This window comes from Janthinobacterium sp. BJB446 (genome assembly GCF_002735655.1).
GTDB classification, from domain to species: Bacteria; Pseudomonadota; Gammaproteobacteria; order Burkholderiales; family Burkholderiaceae_D; genus Janthinobacterium; species Janthinobacterium lividum.
The window spans coordinates 647,175-666,908 of record NZ_PDZK01000001.1 but is presented as its reverse complement, the minus strand read 5'-3'; the positions used below and the strand labels follow the sequence as shown (position 1 = coordinate 666,908).

Genomic DNA, 19,734 nt, shown 5'->3' with positions numbered 1-19,734 from the left:
CTTGCCGGGACGGGCACAGCCTGCATACCCGGGGCGGCTAACCTCAGTGTAGCAGCCCGCAGCCATTCCTGCGCAGCCGTTCGCGCACCGCCGCCAGGAAAGCAGGATGGCAAGACTACACGGCGCCGTGCCGGTCCAGCCCCTTCAGCACGGCTTCCGGGCGGATCGGCAAATGCCGTACGCGCGAGGCCACGGCGGCAAAGATGGCGTTGCCAATGGCGGGCGCCACGGCCGTCGTGGGCGGTTCGCCCATGCCCGTCGAAGTTGCCGTGCTGGCAACGAATTCAATATCGAGCTCGGGCACGTCGGCCATGCGCAGGGGCGTATAGGTATTCAGGTTGGTGTCCTTCACTTCGCCATTCAGGAAGGCCGTGCCTTCATGCAAGGCCATGCTCACGCCCCACAAGGCGCCCCCTTCCGCCTGCGCCTGCGCGCCATCGGGGTCGACGATGCTGCCCGCGTCGATCACCATGAACAATTTTTCGACTTTCACCATGCAAGTGCTGCGGTCCACCTTGACCCGCGCGACGCAGGCCGTCCAGGTGGGCATGTCGCGTTCCTGGCCGAACGTGGCGGCGATGCCCAGGCCCGTGTCGGGCGGCATGGCCTTGCCCCAGCCTGCCTTGTCCGCCACCCGCTGCAGCACGCGGGCCAGGCGCGCGGCGCCGCCGACGGCGTTCGGCGCGCTGCCCGCGTTGCGCCCCGTGCCCTGCAGCAAGGACAAACGGAACGCCAGCGGATCGACCTTGGCCGCCTGCGCCGCCTCATCCATGAAACTTTCCACGGCCCAATTCGTCCAGCCGGGCCCCACGGAGCGCAGCCAGCCGGGGCGGAAACTGCTGTTGGCCAGGTCGTTCGACACGGCCCGCACGCGCTGCGCGCCTACCGTGTACCAGTGGTCGGCGCCGGCGATGGCGAAAGGGTCATACGGATGGCCCTGCTTATCCTTGGCCAGGAAGGCGGGGATCATGGCTTGCGTGGGCCAGCCCGCGCTCGCTTCGTGCACCATCGCCGACACCTTGCCGGCGTCGTCGAAGGCCATGCGTACATGCTGCACGGATGGTGAACGGGGCGAATCGAAACGGGCATCGTCGGCCCGCGTGCAAATCATCTTGACGGGGCGCCCCACGGCTTGCGCGGCCAGCGCGGCCGGCACGCAATAATCGCCATTCAGGCGCCGCCCGAAGCCGCCACCGAGCATATAGGTGTGCAGCATGACATTGCTCTCGGGCACCTTCAATGCTTGCGCCAGCACGGGCAGGATCAGGGATTGCCACTGGTTGCCCGCATGAATGTGCCAGACGCCGTCGATTTCCTGCGCCACGGCATTCACGGGTTCCAGCTGGAAATGCAGCACGGTGCTGGTCGTGTAGTGGCGTTCCAGCTGCAGGCTGGCATCGTGGAACGCTTGCTCCACGCCATCATCATCGACCACGCGGGCGCCCAGGCTGGCATCGGCCAGCTGCTTGGCCCCATAGTTGAGGATATCCTGCTCCGCCACGTGGGCCGCCGCGCCGGCCCGCCATTTCACTTGCACCAGCTCGGCCGCGCGCATGGCGGCCGCATACGTTTCAGCCACCACCATGACCCAGCCGGGCACCGTTCCGCTAGGGTCCTGCAAGGCGAACGAACGCAGGTAGCCCTTGACCTTTTTCGCGGCCGTATCATCGATGGACACCACTTTTGAGCCATAGCGCGTGGGCGGGATCTTCGGGCGCGCAAACAGCATGCCCTCGACCTCCGCATCGATGCCGTACACGGCCGTGCCATTGATCTTCGCGGGGATGTCCAGCGCCTGCACCTGCTGGCCGATCAGGCTGCGCTGCGGCGGCGTTTTCAGCACGATGGCCTTCAATTGCTCGGGCGTGTACTGGCGCGCCAGCTTGCCACGGCGCACGATGTCGCCATAGCTGATCGAGCGCCCCCGGCCATGCACGACGCCCAGTCTGGCGTGGCAGGCGGACGCGGGCACGCGCAGCAGGCGCGCGCCTTCCTCGACGAGCGCGAGGCGCCCGGCCGCACCGGCACGGCTGAGCGGGTCGAAATTCTGCCAGACGGACCAGCTGCCGCCCGTCACCATCAAACCCCACTTCGGGTCCGTGTCCACGTAATGCAGGCGCACCTTGCTCCAGTCCGCTTCCAGCTCCTCGGCCACGATGCGCGCCAGAGCAGTGCCGATGTGCTGGCCCATTTCCGCCTTGGCGATATTGACGGTGACGATGCCGTCGCGGCCGATCTGGAACCAGATGCCGGGATCGAACACAGGCGCGATGCCTTGTTCTGGCGGCACGGGCGCCGCCTTGCCGGCGGCCAAGGAGCTGTCGGCCCGCAAGAAGGCCAGGGTAAAACCCGTGCCGGCGGCGGCGATCAGGAAACCGCGCCGGCTCAGCGGGCTGGGACGGGCACTGGTAGTTTCTTTTGGCAGCTTAAACACCGGGCGCCTCCGACATGCCGGCCGCCAGCTTGATGGCCTTGCGGATGCGCACATATGCCATGCAGCGGCACAGGTTGCCGCTCATGACGGCATCGATATTCGCATCCGTCGGCTGCGGATAGTCTTTCAACAGGGTGGCTGCCTGCATGATCTGGCCCGACTGGCAATAGCCGCACTGGGGCGCCTGCGTGGCGAGCCACGCCTGCTGTAGCGGGTGCGTGCCGTCTGGCGAGAGGCCTTCGATGGTGGTGATGGCGCAGCCGGCCACGGCGGCAATCGGCGTGATGCAGGAGCGCATGGCGCGGCCATCCACGTGCACGGTGCAGGCGCCGCACATGCCGATGCCGCAGCCAAACTTCGTGCCTTTTAACCGGGCTTCGTCGCGTAGCACCCACAGCAGGGGCGTCTCGGCATCGGCCTCGGTGCCGAAGGGTTGGCCATTCACGGTAATGTTATACATAGATATTTTTAAGAAACTTTCAAGAATTACTTGCCGGCGCGCGCGCGCCCCACGGCCGCTTCCAGGTTCGTCCAGGCCGGCTGGTGGCTGCGGCTGCGGCGCAGATAGGCGGCCAGCTGGGCCACGTCGTTGTCCGTCAGCGAGGCGGCAAAGCCGGGCATCAGCACGCCGGGCATGGCGGCATCCTTGCTGATGCCGTGCAATATCACCTGGATCAGGTTAGCGGGATCGGGCGCGCTGACGGCGCTGTTCAGGCTCAGTTCCGGGCGCAGGGCCACGGGTCGGCCGTCGCTGTTCGAATGGCACGACGCGCAGGCGGCCACGTACAGGCTGGCGCCACGGTCATTGTCGACCAGGCTGACGCGCTGCGAGCGGGCGATGCCGGCCTTGACCACGGTATCGGTATCCACCTGGCGTTGCTCTGCCCCGGCCACGCCGGCAAAATACGTTACCAGCGCGCGGATATCGCTGTCGGGCGAGGCGCCCATGCCTTCATGCACGACGGCCGACATGGGGCCTGCCGCCACGCCGTGCAGGGCCGTCGCCCCCGTGCGCAGGAAGGCGTACAGCTCGTCTTGCGTCCATGGCAAGGGCGCCGTGTTGGCGCTGGTCAAGGCCGGCGCATACCAGTGGTCGATGGGCGCGCCCAGATAGGACGAACCGGCAAGCTCGGCGCCCAGCGCATTGCGCGGCGTGTGGCAGGCGGCGCAATGGGCCAGGCCTTCGGCCAGATAGCGACCCCGGTTCCAGTCCAGTCCTTGTGCAGGATCAAGCTGGAAAGTCGCTGGCTTGAAAAACAGCAGCTTCCAGCCCGCCTGTAGCGGCCGCAGGTTCAGGGGAAACGGCACGCTGTTGGCGGGCGCCACCGCATACACGGGCGGGCGCGTCATGACATACGCGTACAAGGCCGTCAGGTCCGTATCCGAGACCAGGTTGAAATGGGTGTATGGAAAGACGGGATACAAATGCGCGCCATCGCGGCCCACGCCTTCGCGCATGGCCCGCTGGAAGGCGGCCAGCGACCAGCGGCCGATGCCCGTTTGCCTGTCGGGCGTGATATTCGTCGCGTAAATCGTGCCGAACGGCGTGGCCAGGCCGTGGCCGCCCGCGTAATCGGCGCCGCCCTTGGCCGTATGGCAGGCGGCGCAATTGCCCATGCCGGCCAGGATGCGGCCCTGTTCCACCACTTGCGGGGAAAATGCTGTGGCGGCAGGCGGATCGATGGGCGCCAGCGCGGGGCGCCAGTAATACAGATACGCGGCCAGGGCCGCCACGATGAGCAATGCCAGCGACAGCAGCAGTCCGGTGAAGATTTTCTTGAGCAAAACAGGAACCAGTGAAAAGTAAAGGCCAGGGTAACAGCAAAGATATCAAGCAAGGCGACCAGCCGCCGGCCAACGGCGGCGGCAGCAGGGCCACAGTGGCAATCTTACCGCGATTGTGACTTGTTGTATGTACGCAATGACACGCAGGCGGTGCCTACAGGCGGGCCGCGCCTTATAATCAGCGTTTCAGCACGCCGCCGCTCCTTCATGCATACCGTTACCATCATCCTCATCCTCGTTCTGACCGTCGTCCTGTGCGGCTTTCTCGCCCGCTCGCGCTGGGTCAAGCTGCCGCTGCCCTTGATCCAGATCGCCGGCGGCACGGGATTGGCCGTGTTTGGCGTGCAAGTGCCGCTCGATCCCGACATTTTCTTCCTGCTCTTCATCCCGCCACTGCTGTTTCTCGATGGCTGGCGCATCCCCAAGGGCGCCTTCTTTTCCGACGCCCGTTCGATCCTGATGCTGGCCATCGGCCTGGTGCTGTTTACCGTGCTGGGCATGGGCTTTTTCATCGACTGGCTGATCCCCAGCGTGCCGCTGGCCGTCGCCTTCGCGCTGGGCGCCATCCTCTCGCCGACGGACCCCGTGGCCGTGTCGGCGATCGCCGCCGGCAACCCGATCCCGCCGCGCCTGATGCATATCCTGGAAGGTGAATCCCTGCTCAACGACGCGTCGGGCCTCGTCTGCTTCACGTTTGCCGTGGGCGCCATGATGACGGGCGGCTTTTCCATCGGCGCCGCCTCGCTGAGTTTCCTGCAGGAAGCGGGCGGCGGCATCATCATCGGCCTGGCCATCTCGTGGGGCGTGGGACTGGCGAATAAATGGCTGGTGAGCAAGGTCGGCGAAGAGCCGGGCCTGCAAATCCTCATCAGCATCCTGATCCCGTTCGCCGCCTACCTGGGCGCCGAGCAAATCCACGGTTCCGGCATCCTGGCCGCCGCCACGGCGGGCGTGTCCATGCATTACGCCGACCTGATCGGCCGTCCGCTGGCCGCCACGCGCACCCAGCGCAAGGCCGTGTGGGATACCGTGCAACTGGTCTTGAATGGCGTGATCTTCGTCATGCTGGGCGCGCAGCTGCCCACCACCGTTGCCGGCTTGCCGGCCGCCTCCGCCGAAATTGGCGCCGGCAGCGCCTGGAAACTGCCGCTGTTCGTCATCGCCATCACGGTGGGACTGACCTTCATGCGCTTCCTCTGGGTCTTCATTTCCATGAAACTGACCCTGTTCAAGCACCACAAGAAAATGGCGGGCGAACCGAAGGACGCGGCGCTGCTGGCGCGCCCCAGCCTGCGCCTGCTGCTGGTGGCGTCGTTCGCGGGCGTGCGCGGTGCGCTGACCCTGGCCGGCATTCTGACCCTGCCCTTGTTCTTGCCCGACGGCACGCGCTTTCCCGCGCGCGACCTCGTCATCTTCCTGGCCATGGGCGTGATCTTATTGTCGCTGCTGCTGGCCAGCGTCACCTTGCCCCTGCTGACCAAGGGCCTCGTGTTCGCGCCGCCCGCGCGCCGTTCGACGGAAGAGCGCAATGCCCGTGCCGCTGCCGCCGAAGCGGCCATCGCGCGGCTGGAAAAAGTGTGCGAAGGCATCGACAAAAATGACAAGCAGCAAGTCGTCACGGAGGCGGCCAACCGCCTGATCGAAGCCTACCGGCGCCGCCTCGCGTATGGCGAAAGCAGCAACGACGAAGCGATGCGGCTGCAGGAACTGGCCAAGGCCGAACGGGCGCTGCGCCTGGAAGCGCTGAATGCGGAGCGGGATGAACTGTTCCGCCGCCGCATCTCGGGCGAACTGGACGACACCATCCATTTGCGCCTGCTGCGCGAAATCGACTTGCTGGAAGCGACACTGGAAGAATAGCAACACTTTGGCACGCCACGGCAGTGTTGACAAGTAATTCTCATGGTAAAGAATGCAAGTTTTCACATTCGTGTTTATAATGCAAGGTTTATGGCGTAGCGCCGTGATTTACTTTCAACAGGGACTTCCGTAGAGTCTGTGTTGCTGAGTAACTAGTTGAATAGCAACCCGACCTGCATAAAGACACCGACGCCGTGCCCTCCTTCCCTCGCCACCGGCAGCGCTCCGCGCCGCCCGCCCTGCTCGTCGTGCTGCTGGCCTCGCTGCTGGCATCATTGCTGGCCTGCACGGCGCTGGCCCCGTGTGCGTGGGCGCAAACGGGCGCGGCGGTGGACGCTAGGCGTCCCGCCGAGGTGGCCCAGGTCCTGTTTGGCATCATCAGCTATGTGCGCTGGCCCGTGGCGCGCCAGGAAGTGCGCGTCTGCATGCTCGGTGCGCCCCGTTACGGCGCGGCCATCGTCGACACGCCCGCTTCCAGCCTGGGCCAGCGCATCCGCGTGAAAATCCCGGCGGCAGCCGCCGCTGTCAGCGAATGCGACGTCGTCTACCTGGGCAGCCTGCCCGAGGGCGAACGCGAGCATCTGCTGGCGCAGATCATCGGCAAGCCGATTTTATCGGTGGCCGAACCCGGCACGTCCTGCGCCGTGGGCACCATGTTCTGCCTGCGCCTCGCCGAGGCGCAGATCGGTTTTGACGTCAACCTCGACGCCATCGCCCGCAGCGGCCTGCGCGTGCATCCGAACGCCTTGCAAATTGCACGTCGCAAGGGACCGCCGCCATGAGCGCCCGGATGAGCAACAAGCCTGCCCGCCGGCCCCGCCCGACGCTCGACAGCGTGCTGCGGCGCGCCCACCTGAGCGTGTCGCTGATCGCCGTGCTGGCGGCCGGCCTGACCCTGACGGCCGTGGCGCTGCTGGCCCTGCGCGTGTATTCGGACCAGAACCTGCGCCTGGTGGCCCGCTCGATGAGCTACACGGTGGAAGGGGCCGTCGTCTTTGGCGATTCCATGGCCGCCAAGGAAGCGCTGGCCTTGATCGGTGTCAATGAAGATATCGACCAGGCGCAGGTGAGCGACACGGCCGGCAACGTGCTGGCCCGCTGGGAACGGGGCGAACACGGCACGCGCTACTACATCGAACGCGCGCTGACGGGCTGGATGCTGCCCGATTCGCTGACCTTCCCCATCACGCGCAACGAACAGGCCATCGGCAGCATCAAGCTGGTGCCGCACAGCCGCAGCCTGCTGCCCTTCCTGCTCAGCGGCCTGACCTGCCTGCTCGCCTGCCTGGTGCTCAGCCTCGTCGTCGCTGTGCGCCTGTCGCGCAGCATGGAAACGGAGATCACGTCGCCCCTGCGCCACCTGGCGGAAACGGCCCACCGCGTGCGGCGCGACCGCTCGTTCGAACTGCGCGTGCCGCCGGCCAATATTGCCGAGCTGAACCAGATCAATGACGACTTCAACGCCCTGCTCGACGAACTGGAAGCATGGCAAAGCCATCTGCAAAAGGAAAACGCCTCGCTGTCGCACCGCGCCAACCACGACAGCCTGACGGGCCTGTCTAACCGCGCCTTCATGGAAGCGGAGCTGGAACGCGCCATCCTTGAAGCGCGGGTCGGCAATGGCAAGGTGGCCGTGCTGTTCCTCGACAGCGACCGTTTCAAATATATAAACGACACCTTCGGCCATGCCTCGGGCGACCGCGTGCTGGTGACGATCGCCGCGCGCATCAAGCAGCAATTGCGCGAGGGCGACCTGGTGGCGCGCCTGGGCGGCGACGAATTCGCCATCCTGCTCAAGCCGCTGCGCAACAGCAGCGACGCCATGCACATCGCCGACAACATCATCGCCGCCATGGCGCAAGCCATTGAGCTGCCCACCGGCAATAGCATCGTCAGCTCGCTGACCATCGGCGTGGCCGTCTTCCCCGATCACGCCATCGACGCCGTTTCGCTGGTCGGCGCGGCGGACGAAGCCATGTACCGCGCCAAGCAGGCGCAGCGCGGCACGCGCCAGGTGGCGCGCCTGCCGCAACCCCATACCCACCCCTGAATCAAGGAGCAATACCATGCAATCCATCTACAAGCAATTACGCCGCGTCTTCCTCGGCTTGTTCATGCTGGGCCTGCTGGCCGCCTGCCAGAGCACGCCAGAGAAAAAACCGCTGTTCAATGCCGAGCAAGTGGCCACCTTGAAGGAGCAAGGCTTCAACCAGACCGAAGAAGGCTGGGAGCTGAGCTTTACCGACAAGCTGCTGTTCGATTTCGGCGCTTCCAGCCTGACGGCGCCGAGCCGGGCCGCCATCCAGAAAATCAGCGCCGCCCTGCTGAAAGTGGGCATCACGCACATGCGCGTGGAAGGCCATACGGACAACGAAGGTGCCGAAGTGCTGAACAACAAGTTGTCGCTGGCGCGCGCCAACGTGGTGGCCGATGCGATGGGCGTGGCCGGCATTCCACGCGGCAATATCACCGTCAAGGGCCTGGGCATGAGCAAGCCGGTCGCCTCGAACGCCAGCAAGGCCGGCAAGGCGGAAAACCGCCGCGTCACCGTCATCGTCTCGGCCCCATGAGGACAGGCGCGCCCGCCCGCTGGGTCGTGATGGGCGTGTCCGGCTGCGGCAAGAGCGCCGTCGGCAGCCTGCTGGCCAGCGCGCTGGGCGTGCCGTATGTGGAAGGCGACGACGTGCATTCCCCGGAAAACGTGGCCAAGATGGCGGCCGGCATCCCGCTCGACGACGCCGACCGTGCCGGCTGGCTGGCCGCCCTGCGCGAGCGCATCGCCACGGCCAGCGCGCAAGGCGACGGCCTCGTCGTTTCCTGCTCGGCCCTGAAGCGCGCCTACCGCGACGTGCTGCGCGAGGGCGACCCGGCCCTGCGCTTTGTCCACCTGGACGGCCCGCGCACCGTGCTGGAAAGCCGTTTGCAGCGCCCCGGCCATTTCATGCCGGCCAGCCTGCTCGACAGCCAGCTGGCCACGCTGCAACCGCTGCAGGCGGACGAGGCCGGCATCGTGCTCGATATCCGCCAGCCGCTGGCCGTGCTGCTCGGACAGATCCTGCAAACGCCCTGACTGGCGGCCGCGCGGCTGGACAGCCCGCGGCCCCCTGTGTAGACTGGCGCGCACTTTCATGAGGGATTTTATGAGCACACCAACCACCAAACCAGCACCGGGCCCGGAATTCTGGGAACGCGCCGACCAGGTCATCGCCCTGGCCAATGAGCAATGCATGCACAGCGGCGGCAATGAAGTCGCCACCTCGCTGCTGTACGCGGCCGCCCGCTTCAACGCCTTCCTTGTCGCCAGCAAGAGCAACGACGTGGCCAAGATGCAGGAAGAGAAGGAAGGCGCCGTGGCGTTCTTCACGGAACAGTACAAGCGCATGCTGACCGACAACTTCAACGACTACATCACCAACTTCGACAAGTACACGCAACCGTCGTCAGCCCCCAAGGGTTGATGTCCGCAGCCAGCCTGGCCAGCCACCGCGCCCGCGCCACCTACGCCGACAGCGTGCTGAAAGGTTCAGTACGCTTTGCGCCTTTGCAAGCGCTGTGGCTGATAGCCATGCTGGCCGGCGCCGTGACGGGCGCCCTGCTCTGCTTCAGCTGGACCGGCTTGCTGCTGTTTGTGAGCGGCACGGCCATCGTCCTGCTGTTCGGCCATTCGCTGGGCAGCCACCGCAAGCTGATCCACGACAGCTTTGAATGCCCGCAATGGCTGGCATATGTACTCGTGTACCTGGGCGTGCTGGTGGGCCTCAGCGGCCCGCTGGGCCTGCTGCGCCAGCACGAACTGCGCGACTATGCGCAGCGCCTGCCCGATTGCCACCCGTATCTGCGCCACGGCGCCGGCTTCTGGAGCGATGCCTGGTGGCAATTATTCTGCCGCCTTGACCTCGACCACCCGCCGCACATCGCCATCGAGCCGCGCATCGCGCACGACCGCTTCTATCGTTTTCTGGAAAGAACCTGGATGCTGCAGCAACTGCCGTGGGCCGTGCTGTTCTACGCCTGGGGCGGCTGGGGCCTGGTCTGCTGGGGCGTCTGCGCGCGGGTCAGCGCCGGCGTGCTCGGTCACTGGCTGGTCGGCTACTTCGCCCACAACCATGGCCAGATGCACTTTCATGTCGATGGCGCCGCAGTGCAGGGCCGGAATATCCGCCTGACATCGCTGCTGACCATGGGCGAATGCTGGCACAACAACCATCACGCGTACCCGGGCTCGGCCAGGCTGGGCCTGCTGCCGGGCGAATGGGACCCGGGCTGGTGGGTACTGCTGCTCTTGCGGCGCCTGGGCCTCGTGTCCAGCTTGCGCCTGCCGCACGACCTGGCGCCGCGGCCGGAACTGCGCCGCATTGATACCGCTAGCGCTCAGGCGCCGTCGCCACCGGCCAGGTAATTGTTTTTGACGCGCACGTAATGCTCGGCCGAATAGCGCAGGTAGGCGATCTCGGCTTCGGTGAGCGCGCGCACCTTGGCAGCGGGCCGGCCCACGTACAGATGGCCGCTTTCCAGCACCTTGCCCGGCGATACCAGGCTGCCCGCACCCAGCATCACGTGCTTTTCCACCACCACGTCATCCATGACGATGCTGCCCATGCCGATCAGGCACTCGTCGCCGATGGTGCAGCCGTGCAAGATCACGGAGTGGCCGATGGTCACGTAGTTGCCGATGGTCAGCGGTGAACCATCGGGCTTGGCCGCATTCCTGTGCGACACGTGGCCCATGGAAAAGTCCTGGATATTGCTGCCTTCGCCGATGACGATGCGGTTGACGTCGCCGCGCAGCACGCTGTTGCACCAGATGGAGCAGTCGTCGCCGATCTGCACATCGCCGATCACTTGCGCCGTGTCATGCAGGTAGACGCGCTCGCCCACGACGGGGCGGGTATTCAGGTAGGAACTGACAGGCATCGCTTTCTCACTCTTCATAAATAGTAAACATTCACACCCAGCCGGCGGCCAGCGCAAAAATCGCCAGCCCATGCGCCAGGGACGCGCCCAGCAAGCCGGCACGGCAATATACCAGCCCCGCCACCACGCCTTCGATCACGGTAAACACGAGGATGGGCGCGCCCACCTGCGTGACGGTGGTGGCGAGGAAGGCGTGGCACAGGCCGAACAGCAGGCCCGACACCAGCGCCGCGCGCCAGGCCGGCAGCCAGGCGCGCAATTGCTGCTGCAGCAAGCCGCGAAACAGCAATTCCTCATAACAATTGGCCGCCAGCGCAAAACCCAGCAGCAAGGGCAGCGCGGATGGCGCGACGGGCGCCAGCGAGGGCAAGTTAAACACGGCTTTCAAGCCCGTCGCCAGCGCGATGATCAAAGCGGCGCCCGCTACGCCCAGCAGCACGGACAGGGCTGGCCGCATGCCGAACCAGTGGATCTGTCGGCGCGCCTCGCTTTCCAGCCAGCACGTGCTGGCCACCAGCCCCAGCGACATGGCGCCCAGCGCCAGCAAGACCAGCGGCGGCGCCGTGAAACGCAAGCCGCCCGCCGCCACCTGCCAATAGCCGTGCGCCGTCATCGCATCGCGCGCCAGCACGAAAAATAAAATGTGCACGAGCACGCGCAGCAGCGGCACCGAGCGTGGCACAGTACGTGGCAACACCAGCAGCAAGGCGCCGTAAACGAGGAAGGCGGGCGTGATCGCCAGCAGATACTGCGCCAGGGAAGTGATCTCGGGCATCGTTCGGCTCAAGTCGGATTACGGTGCCAACGGGCACGGGCGCAGCAATTGTATGCGCCGGCTGGCAAAATGGGCAACCTATCTTGCTATGCCGCCTTGCGCCATCCATGCATCAGGCCATGCGCCGCCAGTCCGGCCGCCAGCCCCCACAGGGCGCCGCCCACGCCCAGCAGTGTCACATTCGCGGCCGTCGCCAGGAAAGTAATCAAGGCCGTTTCGCGCATGCGCACGTCTGCCATCGCCTGCGCCAGGCTGTTGCCGATGGCGCCCAGCAGGGCCAGGCCCGCCAGCGCCGTGATGAAGCTGCGCGGCAAGACCATGAACAGGCTGGCCAGGGTGACGCCGAAGATGCCCACCAGAATGTACAGCACGCCGCAAGCGAGCCCCGCGACATAGCGCTTCGACGGATCCGCATGCGCATCCTTGCCCGTGCAGATGGCGGCCGTGATGGCGGCCACGTTGAAGGCGTGCGCGCCGAATGGCGCCATGAGCAGCGAACCGAGGCCCGTCACCGTCAGGATGGGATTGGCGCTGACCTGGTAGCCGTCATTGCGCAGCACCAGCATGCCGGGCATGTACTGCCCCGTCAGGGTAATCAGGAACAGGGGCAGCGCCACGCCCAGCAGGGACGCCACGGAAAAGCGCGGCATCTCGAACACGGGCGCGGCCAGGGCCAGTACTATGCCTTGCGCATCGATGCGTCCCTGCGCCAGCAGCAGGACCAGGCCGATCAGCATGATGCCGACGACGGCAAAGCGTGCCGTGAAACGGCGCAGCACGGCATACGACAGCAGCAATACCACCACCAGCAGCGGGTCGGCGCTGGCGCCGCCAAACGCATTCACGCCAAACTGCAGCAGGATACCGGCCAGCAAGCCGGCAGCGATGCCGCCAGGAATCAAGCGCACCAGGCGCTCGAAGGCGCCGGACATGCCCAGCACAATGAAGGCGATGGCGGAGATCATGTAGGCGCCGATCACCTCGGCATACGGCGTGTGTGGCATGACGGTGGCCAGGAAGGCCACGCCGGGCGTGGACCAGGCCGTGATGATGGGCGCGCGATAGCGGTAGCTGAGCCAGATGCCCGTCACGCCCACGCCGATGCTCAGCGACCAGACCCAGGATGCCGTCTGCGCCGCGCTCAGCTGGGCCAGCTGGGCTGCCTGGAACACCAGCACGAAGGTGCCGCCATAGTTGACGAGGACAGAGATGAAGGCGGCCATGGCGGGGGACGCCAGGTCGCGCCAGCGCGCCTGGCGCCTGTTGCCGGTTGCGGCCGATGATGTGGAGCTTGTGTGCATGCGTGTGCCCTTGCCTGATGTTCAAAAGGGGCATCTTAACGGCCATATGGACTGCTCAAACAGGCCACTTTACGCATGCATAACAGACCACTTGAGCATTCACCCCAGCGCGCGGGCCAGGCGGACGATGCCGCTGTCGATCTCGTGCGGCGTGAGCGCGGCAAAGCCCAGCAGCCAGCCGCCCCGCGCGGGCGGCATCGCATACAGCCGGCTCATGCCCGGCAGCACGATGCCCGCCTGCGCCGCCAGGCGTATCGTCTCCAGCTCGTCCCTGCCCTCGTGCAGCAGGCACGGCATCTGCAAACCGCCCGGCGGCAGCTGCGCCGCGACCACGTGCGGCAAGTGCCGCTGCACGGCCTGCGCCATCGCATCGCGGCGCACGGCGTAGACCTTGCGCATGGCGCGCACATGTGCCGCGAAATGGCCATCGGCGATGAAACGGGCCAGTGTCAGCTGGTCCAGCTGCGGCGTGTGGCCATCGAGAATGCTGCGCGCATGGGTCATCGGCTTGACCAGCGCGGGCGGCAGCACCATGTAGCCGATGCGCAGGCCCGGATACAGCGACTTGGCGAAGGTACCCAGGTAAATCGTGCGCTGCTGCGTGTCCAGCCCCTGCACGCACGCCGTCGGCAAGCCCGCGTAGTGAAACTGGCTGTCGTAATCATCCTCGATGATCCAGCCCTGGCGTTCCGCAGCCCAGGCAGTCAGGGCCAGCCGGCGCTCGAGCGCCAGGGTGGCGCCCGTCGGGTATTGATGCGAGGGCGTGACGTAAATCGTGTTGGCGCCGCTGCGGTCCGTGCGCAGGTGCTCGATGGACAAGCCATGCGCATCGACGGGTACTGGCACGACCTGCAATTGCGCCATCTCGAAGGCCTTGCGCGCGCCGAAATAACCGGGGTCTTCCATCAGGATGGGACCGTGCGCGTCGGCCAGCACCTGCGCGCACAGGTACAGGGCCTGGCGCGTGCTGCTCAGCACCAGCACCTGGCTGGCCGTGGCCCGCGCGCCCCGCTCCAGGTTCACATAGTCGGCGATGGCCTGGCGCAAAGGCCCGGCCCCTTGCGGGTCGCCGTGCAGCAGCATGCCGGCCTGGTGTTCGCCTGCCGCCTGGCGCCGCAAGCGCTCCCACACGTCGAGCGGAAAGGCCCGCGTTTCCGGCAAGCCCGTGGCGAATGCCTTCACGCTCTGCTGGTCGGCCACGCCGCCGCTGGCGAGAATCTGCGCACCGCGCGCGCTGAGGGCCACCGGCTGCGCGGACAAGGGCGGCAGCGTCATCGCAGGCTTGCCCAGCAAGCTCGCGCCTATCGTCGGCGAGACAAAACTGCCCGATCCCGCCTGCCGCCGCAGATAGCCATCGAGGCGCAGCTGCGCATACGCCATTTCCACCGTATCGCGCGACACCCCCAGCGATTGCGCCAGCGCGCGCGTAGCCGGCAGGCGCAGGCCGGGCGCCAGCACGCCGTCGAGTATCAGCTGGCGCAGCGCGCGCTGCACCCGCACGCGCAAGTCGAGCGCCGCCAGTTCAGGTGCGGCGATGCGGATTTTCAGGGTGTCGAGTTCGAACTGCGGCGTCATATGGCCTTGGCGCGGGCCGCATCCACGGCAGCCATGCTGCTGGCCAGCGAAAACCCGTGCTGCTGCAGCACCGCCACCAGCTGTTCGCCGGCGCAGCCCAAACGCAGGTTTTCCGCCACCCAGTCTTGCCAGGCGGCGCCGATCTCCGGCATCGGCTCATCTTCCAGCGTGAGACCAAGTATGCATGCGGCCAGCAAGCCGTTGATGCGCTTCGTGTCGATCAGGTGCTGCACCACCGCGTGGCCCGACTGGGGATACGGGTGCAGGGTGCAGCGGCCGAACGCGGCCAGGCGCTGCGCGTGCATGGCGTCGAGGTTGACCGATTCGCTGGCGCCGGCGCCGGCATGTGCCACGTCGGGCCGCGTGCCGAACACCAGGTGCAGCTGCGTATCGTCCGTCGCCCTGGCGCGGCACAGGGCCGCCAGGTCGTAGTAGCCAGACGGCGGCGGGTCTTGCGCCAGCGATTCCATCACGGGCAGCCAGCGCAGCTCATGGTACAAGCGCGCCTGCTGCACGTCGAGGAAGGACAGCGGCCCGAAGGCGACGATCTGCTGCGCGTCCAGCAGCAAGCCATACATGACGGCCGCGTACGCGCCCATGGATTGGCCGACGGTGGTGACTTGACTGGGCGCGATGCGGCGCACGAGTTCGCGCAGGGCCTGCGCCGTTTCATCCACATGGCTGCCCAGGCCCGCGATGCGGCGGTGGTACCAGGCATTGCCCGAATCGCGCACGAGGATCTTGTTCAGATGCTGGCCGCTAGCCTGCTCCAGCTTTCTCAGACGCCCGTAAAAATCGAAGGCGGGACGCGTCGTCCACGACACGAAACCGAAGGCGATCACCAGCGGCGCGCCGGGCACGATGCGGTCGACCAGCACATCGTCGGCACTGGTGGCGACCAGTCGATTATCCAGCGCTTGCGCTTGCAGCATCGGCCCGGCTCCCCGATCAAGGTTAAAACAATAGAAAGCATGAGTGTAATGCCAGTACTGGCAAAATGAAAACATTCACCGCTGCGGTACGCCGGCCGGCGCGAAAAATCTGCTAGTGTGCAGGCATTTCCCCCTCACAGGAGCGCCCCATGCTGCATCGCCTGACGCATCGTCTCACCTACCTGTCCTTCGCCGCCGCCATCGCCGGCGGCTGCGCCGCCACGCCCGACAGCGCCAAGCCGGACACCGGCCTGACACCGATGTACAGCCTGACGAATACCTACTGGAAGCTGACGCAGCTCGATGGCGCCGACGTGACGATGGCGCCGGAGCAGGAGCGCGAAGTGCGCATCACCCTCACCGACGATGGCAAGGTCCATGGTTTCACGGGCTGCAACCAGGTCATGGGCGGCTACACGCTGGCCGGCACCGCCCTGCGCTTCACGCAGCTGGCCGGCACGCGCATGGCCTGCCCGCCGCCCCTGATGCGGCTGGAAAGCGCGGTATTGGCCAATTTGAACAGCGTGACGGGCTACCGCTTCGAAGGCGAGTACCTGATCCTGCTCAAGGATGGCGCGCCTGTGGCCCGGTTTGAATCGGTCTACCTGTGAAATAAAAATCGACTGCCGTTACAATGGCTTCCAGCCCATCATCCGGAAGGAAGCCATGTCCGCACTGCCCTCGCCGTCTTCATCCCCGACACCATCGGCCGCCGGCCGCTACCGGGCTTTTCTTTTTGATATGGACGGCACCGTCATCAATTCCATCGCCGCCGCCGAACGCATCTGGGGCACGTGGGCGCAGCGCCAGGGCCTCGACGTGGCGGCGTTCCTGCCCACCATCCATGGCGCGCGCTCGGTCGACACCATCGCCAAGCTGCGCTTGCCCGGTGTCGACGCGCAGCGCGAATCGCAGGACATCACGGATGCGGAAATCATCGATGTGGAAGGAATTATTGAAATCGCCGGCGCGCTGCGCTTCTTGCAGTCGCTGCCGCCCGCGCAATGGGCCATCGTCACCTCGGCGCCGAGGGCGCTGGCCACGGCGCGCCTGAAGGCCGCCGGCATGCCCATCCCCGCCATCATGGTGACGGCGGAAGACGTCAAGGCCGGCAAGCCAAAACCCGATTGCTATTTGCTGGCGGCCGAAAAACTGGGCGTGGCGCCCTCAGACTGCCTGGTATTCGAGGATGCCTCCGTCGGCATCGAGGCGGGAGAAGCGGCCGGTGCGAAGGTCATCGTCGTCACTGCCACGCATGCGCATCCGCTGGCCACGCGCCACCCGGCCATCGACAGCTACGAACGCATCGTGGCAACCGTCGATGGTGACGGCTTTATTGTCCTGGCGGAGATGGCTGCAACACCCGCGACAAGATAGCTTGCTCCAGCGCGGCGAAAGCCGCATGGCCGCGCTGTCGCGGGCGCGGCAAATCCACCTGCACGTCCATGGTGATCTGCCCATCCTCGATCAGCAGCACGCGGTCGGCCAGGGCCACGGCCTCGGCCACGTCATGCGTCACCAGCACGGCCGTGAAGCCGCGCGCCAGCCACAGCGACTCGATCAGCTGCTGCATCTCGATGCGCGTCAGGGCGTCGAGCGCGCCCAAGGGCTCGTCGAGCAGCAGCAGTTGCGGCTCGTGCACAAGGGCGCGGGCCAGTGCCACCCGCTGTTTCTGACCGCCCGACAGGGCCGACGGCCAGTCGTCCGCCCGCTCGGCCAGGCCCACCGTCCACAGCGAAGCGGCCGCCGCACCGACGGAACGGGGCAGGCCCAGGGCCACGTTGTCGAGCACTGTCTTCCACGGCAGCAAACGCGATTCCTGAAACATGATGCGGATGTCGGGCGCGCCGATGCCGCTGCCGATGGCGATTCTGCCGTCATCGACGCTTTCCAGGCCCGCGATCGAGCGCAGCAAGGTACTCTTGCCGCAGCCGCTGCGCCCCACGATGGCGACAAACTCGCCCGCTTCCAGCTGCAGATCGACGTTTTTCAGCACGGGGCGGCTGGTGTAGGATTTGCTCAGGTTCGTCAGCTCCAAGGGTACGCCACGCCGTTGCAAGGGAGCCTGTGGGGCTATCTTCGCCTGCGGCGGCGCACTGGCCGGGTCGTACTGCACGAAGTGCGACAGGAAATCCGTTTCGATCTGGATGGGGGCAAGCAGCATGGTGTCTTCTTTCGTCATTAGCGGTAAGCAGGATTCCAGCGCAGGCAGTGGCGCTCCAGCCGGCGCGAGAACAAATCGGCCAGCTTGCCCAGCAAGGCATACAGCAGTATCCCCACCAGCACCACGTCCGTTTGCAAAAATTCGCGCGCATTCATCGTCATGTAGCCGATGCCGGCCTGCGCCGAGATGGTTTCGGCGACGATCAGCAGCACCCACACGAGGCCCAGCGAAAAGCGCACGCCCACCAGAATGGAAGGCATGGCGGCCGGCAGGATCACGTCGCGGTACAAGGGCCAGCCGGACAAGCCATAGCTTTTCGCCATTTCGATCAAGCCCTGGTCGGCCGAGCGGATGCCGTGGAAGGTATTCAGGTAGACGGGAAAGAACACGCCGACGGCCAGCAGAAACAGCTTGGCCGTCTCGTCGATGCCGAACCACAGGATCACCAGCGGAATCAGGGCCAGGGCCGGGATGTTGCGCACCATTTGCAGGGTCGTGTCGAGCAGTGTTTCCGCATGGCGGAAGCTGCCCGTCAATAGCCCCAGCAGCAAGCCCAGTCCCGCGCCGATGGCGAAACCGACCGTCGCGCGCCACAAGCTCGTTTTCAGGTGCAGCCACAGTTCGCCCGACACGGCCAGGTGCCAGAAGGCTTTCGCCACGGCCCACGGCTCGGGCAGGATGCGGCTCGACAGCCAGCCCCACTGCGCCGCCAGTTGCCAGGCCAGCAGCAGCGCCACTGGCAAGGCCCATGGCGCCAAGGCATTGCGCCACGGCGCGGCGCCTGCCCGTTGTAGGGAGCCGGCCGCCATCTCAGGCCGCCTTTTTCTGCGGCGCGGCCGGCACGATATTGCTGGCCATGACTTCGCCGAAGGGCCCCGTCAGTGACTGCTCACCCACGGCCTTGCCCTTGCCCAGCAGCGGAAATACCAGTTCGGCGAAGCGGTACGACTCTTCCAGGTGCGGATAACCGGAGAAAATGAAGGTATCGATGCCCAGGTCCGCGTATTCCTGCATGCGCGCCACCACGGTCGGGCCGTCGCCGACCAGGGCCGTGCCCGCGCCGCCGCGCACCAGGCCCACGCCGGCCCAGAGATTCGGTGACACTTCGAGCTTGTCGCGCCGCCCGCCATGCAAGGCCGCCATGCGCTGCTGGCCCACGGAATCCATCTTGCCGAAGGCCGCCTGCGCCTTGGCGATGATGTCGTCATCCAGGTGACTGATCAGTTCATCGGCCGCGCGCCAGGCCGCCTCGTTCGTTTCGCGCACGATCACGTGCAATCGGATGCCAAACCGGACTGTGCGGCCTTTTTTTGCTGCGCGCGCGCGGATGTCGGCGATTTTCTCGGCCACGGCGGCCGGCGGCTCGCCCCACGTCAGGTACACGTCCATCTGCTCGGCCGCAAGTTCATGCGCCGGCTCGGACGAGCCGCCGAAATACAGGGGCGGATACGGTTTCTGCACGGGCGGGTACAGGGTTTTCGCGCCCTTTACCTGGATATGCTTGCCCTCGAAATCGTAGCCGGCCGCGCCGCCCTCGCCCGCCAGGGTGGCGCGCCACACCTTGATGAATTCATCGGAAATTTCATAGCGCTTGGCGTGGTCGGCAAACAGGCCGTCCGCTTCCAGCTCGCCCTGGTCGCCGCCCGTGACGACATTGATCAAGAGGCGCCCGTTCGACAGGCGGTCAAAGGTAGACGCCATGCGCACGGCCAGGCCGGGTGTGGACAGGCCGGGGCGGATAGCCACGAGGAATTTGAGCTTTTGCGTCACGCTGATCAGCGACGACGCCACCACCCACGCGTCCTCGCAGGAGCGGCCCGTGGGCAGCAGCACGCCGTCGTAGCCCAGGGTATCGGCGGCCACGGCCACCTGGCGCAAATAATCGGCATCGACGGGGCGCGCGCCCTGCGACGTGCCCAGGTAGCGGCTGTCGCCGTGGGTAGGGATGAACCAGAAGACATTCAATGACATGGCGTGCTTTCCTTTGCTTGTTT

20 protein-coding genes are annotated in these 19,734 nt (G+C 66.1%); 9 read left to right on the top strand and 11 right to left on the bottom strand.

Annotated elements, in window-relative coordinates; all coding sequences use genetic code 11:
* Nucleotides 1-115: 115 nt before the first annotated feature.
* Genes CSQ92_RS03040 through CSQ92_RS03030 form a run of 3 tightly spaced genes read right to left on the bottom strand, consistent with a single transcriptional unit; the run spans nt 116 to nt 4,219 of the window.
* Entirely contained in the window at nt 116-2,434 is a 2,319-nt protein-coding gene (locus CSQ92_RS03040) for a xanthine dehydrogenase family protein molybdopterin-binding subunit (RefSeq protein WP_099393202.1), read from the bottom strand.
* Complete coding sequence (locus CSQ92_RS03035) at nt 2,427-2,894, bottom strand: (2Fe-2S)-binding protein (protein ID WP_099393201.1); 468 nt, start codon at nt 2,892-2,894, stop codon at nt 2,427-2,429. The genes CSQ92_RS03040 and CSQ92_RS03035 overlap by 8 nt, the downstream gene beginning before the upstream one ends.
* Before the next feature lie 26 nt (nt 2,895-2,920).
* Nucleotides 2,921-4,219 (bottom strand): cytochrome c, encoded by a 1,299-nt coding sequence (locus tag CSQ92_RS03030; RefSeq protein ID WP_099393200.1) that lies wholly within the window; start codon nt 4,217-4,219, stop codon nt 2,921-2,923.
* A gap of 207 nt (nt 4,220-4,426) precedes the next feature.
* Here CSQ92_RS03030 and CSQ92_RS03025 point away from each other — a divergent pair, with 207 nt between their 5' ends.
* The 7 genes from CSQ92_RS03025 to CSQ92_RS02995 all read left to right on the top strand — a co-directional run bounded on the left by CSQ92_RS03025 (nt 4,427) and on the right by CSQ92_RS02995 (nt 10,478).
* A complete protein-coding gene (locus tag CSQ92_RS03025) occupies nt 4,427-6,079 on the top strand; it encodes a Na+/H+ antiporter (protein ID WP_034782883.1) in 1,653 nt (550 codons plus the stop codon).
* Between the two features lie 194 nt (nt 6,080-6,273).
* Complete coding sequence (locus CSQ92_RS03020; RefSeq protein WP_257219108.1) at nt 6,274-6,861, top strand: YfiR family protein; 588 nt, start codon at nt 6,274-6,276, stop codon at nt 6,859-6,861.
* Complete coding sequence (locus CSQ92_RS03015; RefSeq protein ID WP_034782885.1) at nt 6,858-8,129, top strand: diguanylate cyclase domain-containing protein; 1,272 nt, start codon at nt 6,858-6,860, stop codon at nt 8,127-8,129. The genes CSQ92_RS03020 and CSQ92_RS03015 overlap by 4 nt, the downstream gene beginning before the upstream one ends.
* Nucleotides 8,130-8,145: 16 nt before the next feature.
* Nucleotides 8,146-8,649, top strand: a complete 504-nt coding sequence (locus CSQ92_RS03010) for an OmpA family protein (protein ID WP_034782886.1) — start codon at nt 8,146-8,148, stop codon at nt 8,647-8,649.
* Complete coding sequence (locus CSQ92_RS03005) at nt 8,646-9,149, top strand: gluconokinase (RefSeq protein ID WP_257219107.1); 504 nt, start codon at nt 8,646-8,648, stop codon at nt 9,147-9,149. The genes CSQ92_RS03010 and CSQ92_RS03005 overlap by 4 nt, the downstream gene beginning before the upstream one ends.
* Before the next feature lie 70 nt (nt 9,150-9,219).
* Nucleotides 9,220-9,537 carry a DUF3144 domain-containing protein gene (locus tag CSQ92_RS03000; RefSeq protein ID WP_034782889.1) on the top strand — a complete coding sequence of 106 codons (318 nt, stop codon included), beginning with the start codon at nt 9,220-9,222 and terminating at the stop codon, nt 9,535-9,537.
* Nucleotides 9,537-10,478, top strand: a complete 942-nt coding sequence (locus CSQ92_RS02995; RefSeq protein ID WP_099393198.1) for an acyl-CoA desaturase — start codon at nt 9,537-9,539, stop codon at nt 10,476-10,478. Before CSQ92_RS03000 ends, CSQ92_RS02995 begins: the two co-directional genes overlap by 1 nt.
* On the opposite strand, the gene CSQ92_RS02990 is transcribed toward CSQ92_RS02995, so the two are convergent.
* The 5 genes from CSQ92_RS02990 to CSQ92_RS02970 form a co-directional block, all read right to left on the bottom strand.
* Nucleotides 10,451-10,993, bottom strand: coding sequence for a gamma carbonic anhydrase family protein (locus CSQ92_RS02990; RefSeq protein ID WP_070259099.1), 543 nt, complete (start codon nt 10,991-10,993; stop codon nt 10,451-10,453). The two genes, CSQ92_RS02995 and CSQ92_RS02990, sit on opposite strands and share 28 nt — an antisense overlap.
* Before the next feature lie 31 nt (nt 10,994-11,024).
* Nucleotides 11,025-11,768: a CPBP family intramembrane glutamic endopeptidase gene (locus CSQ92_RS02985; RefSeq protein WP_099393197.1), complete on the bottom strand. Its 744-nt coding sequence runs from the start codon at nt 11,766-11,768 to the stop codon at nt 11,025-11,027.
* A gap of 86 nt (nt 11,769-11,854) precedes the next feature.
* Nucleotides 11,855-12,991 (bottom strand): benzoate/H(+) symporter BenE family transporter, encoded by a 1,137-nt coding sequence (locus CSQ92_RS02980; RefSeq protein ID WP_257219230.1) that lies wholly within the window; start codon nt 12,989-12,991, stop codon nt 11,855-11,857.
* A 177-nt stretch (nt 12,992-13,168) separates the two neighbouring features.
* Nucleotides 13,169-14,644, bottom strand: coding sequence for a MocR-like pyridoxine biosynthesis transcription factor PdxR (pdxR, locus tag CSQ92_RS02975; RefSeq protein WP_099393195.1), 1,476 nt, complete (start codon nt 14,642-14,644; stop codon nt 13,169-13,171).
* Nucleotides 14,641-15,576, bottom strand: a complete 936-nt coding sequence (locus tag CSQ92_RS02970) for a hypothetical protein (RefSeq protein ID WP_099393194.1) — start codon at nt 15,574-15,576, stop codon at nt 14,641-14,643. Before CSQ92_RS02970 ends, pdxR begins: the two co-directional genes overlap by 4 nt.
* Nucleotides 15,577-15,725: 149 nt before the next feature.
* On the opposite strand from CSQ92_RS02970, the gene CSQ92_RS02965 reads away from it, so the two are divergent.
* On the top strand, nt 15,726-16,187 hold the full coding sequence (locus CSQ92_RS02965; RefSeq protein WP_099393193.1) for an META domain-containing protein: 462 nt from the start codon (nt 15,726-15,728) through the stop codon (nt 16,185-16,187).
* A gap of 55 nt (nt 16,188-16,242) precedes the next feature.
* Nucleotides 16,243-16,953 carry an HAD-IA family hydrolase gene (locus CSQ92_RS02960; protein ID WP_099393192.1) on the top strand — a complete coding sequence of 237 codons (711 nt, stop codon included), beginning with the start codon at nt 16,243-16,245 and terminating at the stop codon, nt 16,951-16,953.
* On the opposite strand, the gene CSQ92_RS02955 is transcribed toward CSQ92_RS02960, so the two are convergent.
* The 3 genes from CSQ92_RS02955 to ssuD are packed head-to-tail and all read right to left on the bottom strand — an operon-like array spanning nt 16,910 to nt 19,711.
* Entirely contained in the window at nt 16,910-17,740 is an 831-nt protein-coding gene (locus CSQ92_RS02955) for an ATP-binding cassette domain-containing protein (RefSeq protein ID WP_099394564.1), read from the bottom strand. The two genes, CSQ92_RS02960 and CSQ92_RS02955, sit on opposite strands and share 44 nt — an antisense overlap.
* Nucleotides 17,741-17,757: 17 nt before the next feature.
* The gene (gene ssuC, locus CSQ92_RS02950; protein WP_099393191.1) at nt 17,758-18,549 is read right to left on the bottom strand and encodes an aliphatic sulfonate ABC transporter permease SsuC; all 792 of its coding nucleotides are present in this window, start codon (nt 18,547-18,549) and stop codon (nt 17,758-17,760) included.
* 1 nt (nt 18,550) lies between these two features.
* The gene (gene ssuD, locus CSQ92_RS02945) at nt 18,551-19,711 is read right to left on the bottom strand and encodes an FMNH2-dependent alkanesulfonate monooxygenase (RefSeq protein WP_070279091.1); all 1,161 of its coding nucleotides are present in this window, start codon (nt 19,709-19,711) and stop codon (nt 18,551-18,553) included.
* Nucleotides 19,712-19,734 lie beyond the last annotated feature (23 nt).

What these genes read in the sequence shown, in the direction of transcription:
- CSQ92_RS03035 (WP_099393201.1), bottom strand. Translation starts at nt 2,894, where the DNA reads ATGTATAACATTACCGTGAATGGCCAACCCTTCGGCACCGAGGCCGAT.
- CSQ92_RS03025 (WP_034782883.1), top strand. Translation starts at nt 4,427, where the DNA reads ATGCATACCGTTACCATCATCCTCATCCTCGTTCTGACCGTCGTCCTG.
- CSQ92_RS03015 (WP_034782885.1), top strand. Translation starts at nt 6,858, where the DNA reads ATGAGCGCCCGGATGAGCAACAAGCCTGCCCGCCGGCCCCGCCCGACG.
- CSQ92_RS03010 (WP_034782886.1), top strand. Translation starts at nt 8,146, where the DNA reads ATGCAATCCATCTACAAGCAATTACGCCGCGTCTTCCTCGGCTTGTTC.
- CSQ92_RS03005 (WP_257219107.1), top strand. Translation starts at nt 8,646, where the DNA reads ATGAGGACAGGCGCGCCCGCCCGCTGGGTCGTGATGGGCGTGTCCGGC.
- CSQ92_RS03000 (WP_034782889.1), top strand. Translation starts at nt 9,220, where the DNA reads ATGAGCACACCAACCACCAAACCAGCACCGGGCCCGGAATTCTGGGAA.
- CSQ92_RS02995 (WP_099393198.1), top strand. Translation starts at nt 9,537, where the DNA reads ATGTCCGCAGCCAGCCTGGCCAGCCACCGCGCCCGCGCCACCTACGCC.
- CSQ92_RS02990 (WP_070259099.1), bottom strand. Translation starts at nt 10,993, where the DNA reads ATGCCTGTCAGTTCCTACCTGAATACCCGCCCCGTCGTGGGCGAGCGC.
- CSQ92_RS02985 (WP_099393197.1), bottom strand. Translation starts at nt 11,768, where the DNA reads ATGCCCGAGATCACTTCCCTGGCGCAGTATCTGCTGGCGATCACGCCC.
- CSQ92_RS02980 (WP_257219230.1), bottom strand. Translation starts at nt 12,991, where the DNA reads ATGGCCGCCTTCATCTCTGTCCTCGTCAACTATGGCGGCACCTTCGTG.
- pdxR (WP_099393195.1), bottom strand. Translation starts at nt 14,644, where the DNA reads ATGACGCCGCAGTTCGAACTCGACACCCTGAAAATCCGCATCGCCGCA.
- CSQ92_RS02970 (WP_099393194.1), bottom strand. Translation starts at nt 15,576, where the DNA reads ATGCTGCAAGCGCAAGCGCTGGATAATCGACTGGTCGCCACCAGTGCC.
- CSQ92_RS02965 (WP_099393193.1), top strand. Translation starts at nt 15,726, where the DNA reads ATGCTGCATCGCCTGACGCATCGTCTCACCTACCTGTCCTTCGCCGCC.
- CSQ92_RS02960 (WP_099393192.1), top strand. Translation starts at nt 16,243, where the DNA reads ATGTCCGCACTGCCCTCGCCGTCTTCATCCCCGACACCATCGGCCGCC.
- CSQ92_RS02955 (WP_099394564.1), bottom strand. Translation starts at nt 17,740, where the DNA reads ATGCTGCTTGCCCCCATCCAGATCGAAACGGATTTCCTGTCGCACTTC.
- ssuC (WP_099393191.1), bottom strand. Translation starts at nt 18,549, where the DNA reads ATGGCGGCCGGCTCCCTACAACGGGCAGGCGCCGCGCCGTGGCGCAAT.
- ssuD (WP_070279091.1), bottom strand. Translation starts at nt 19,711, where the DNA reads ATGTCATTGAATGTCTTCTGGTTCATCCCTACCCACGGCGACAGCCGC.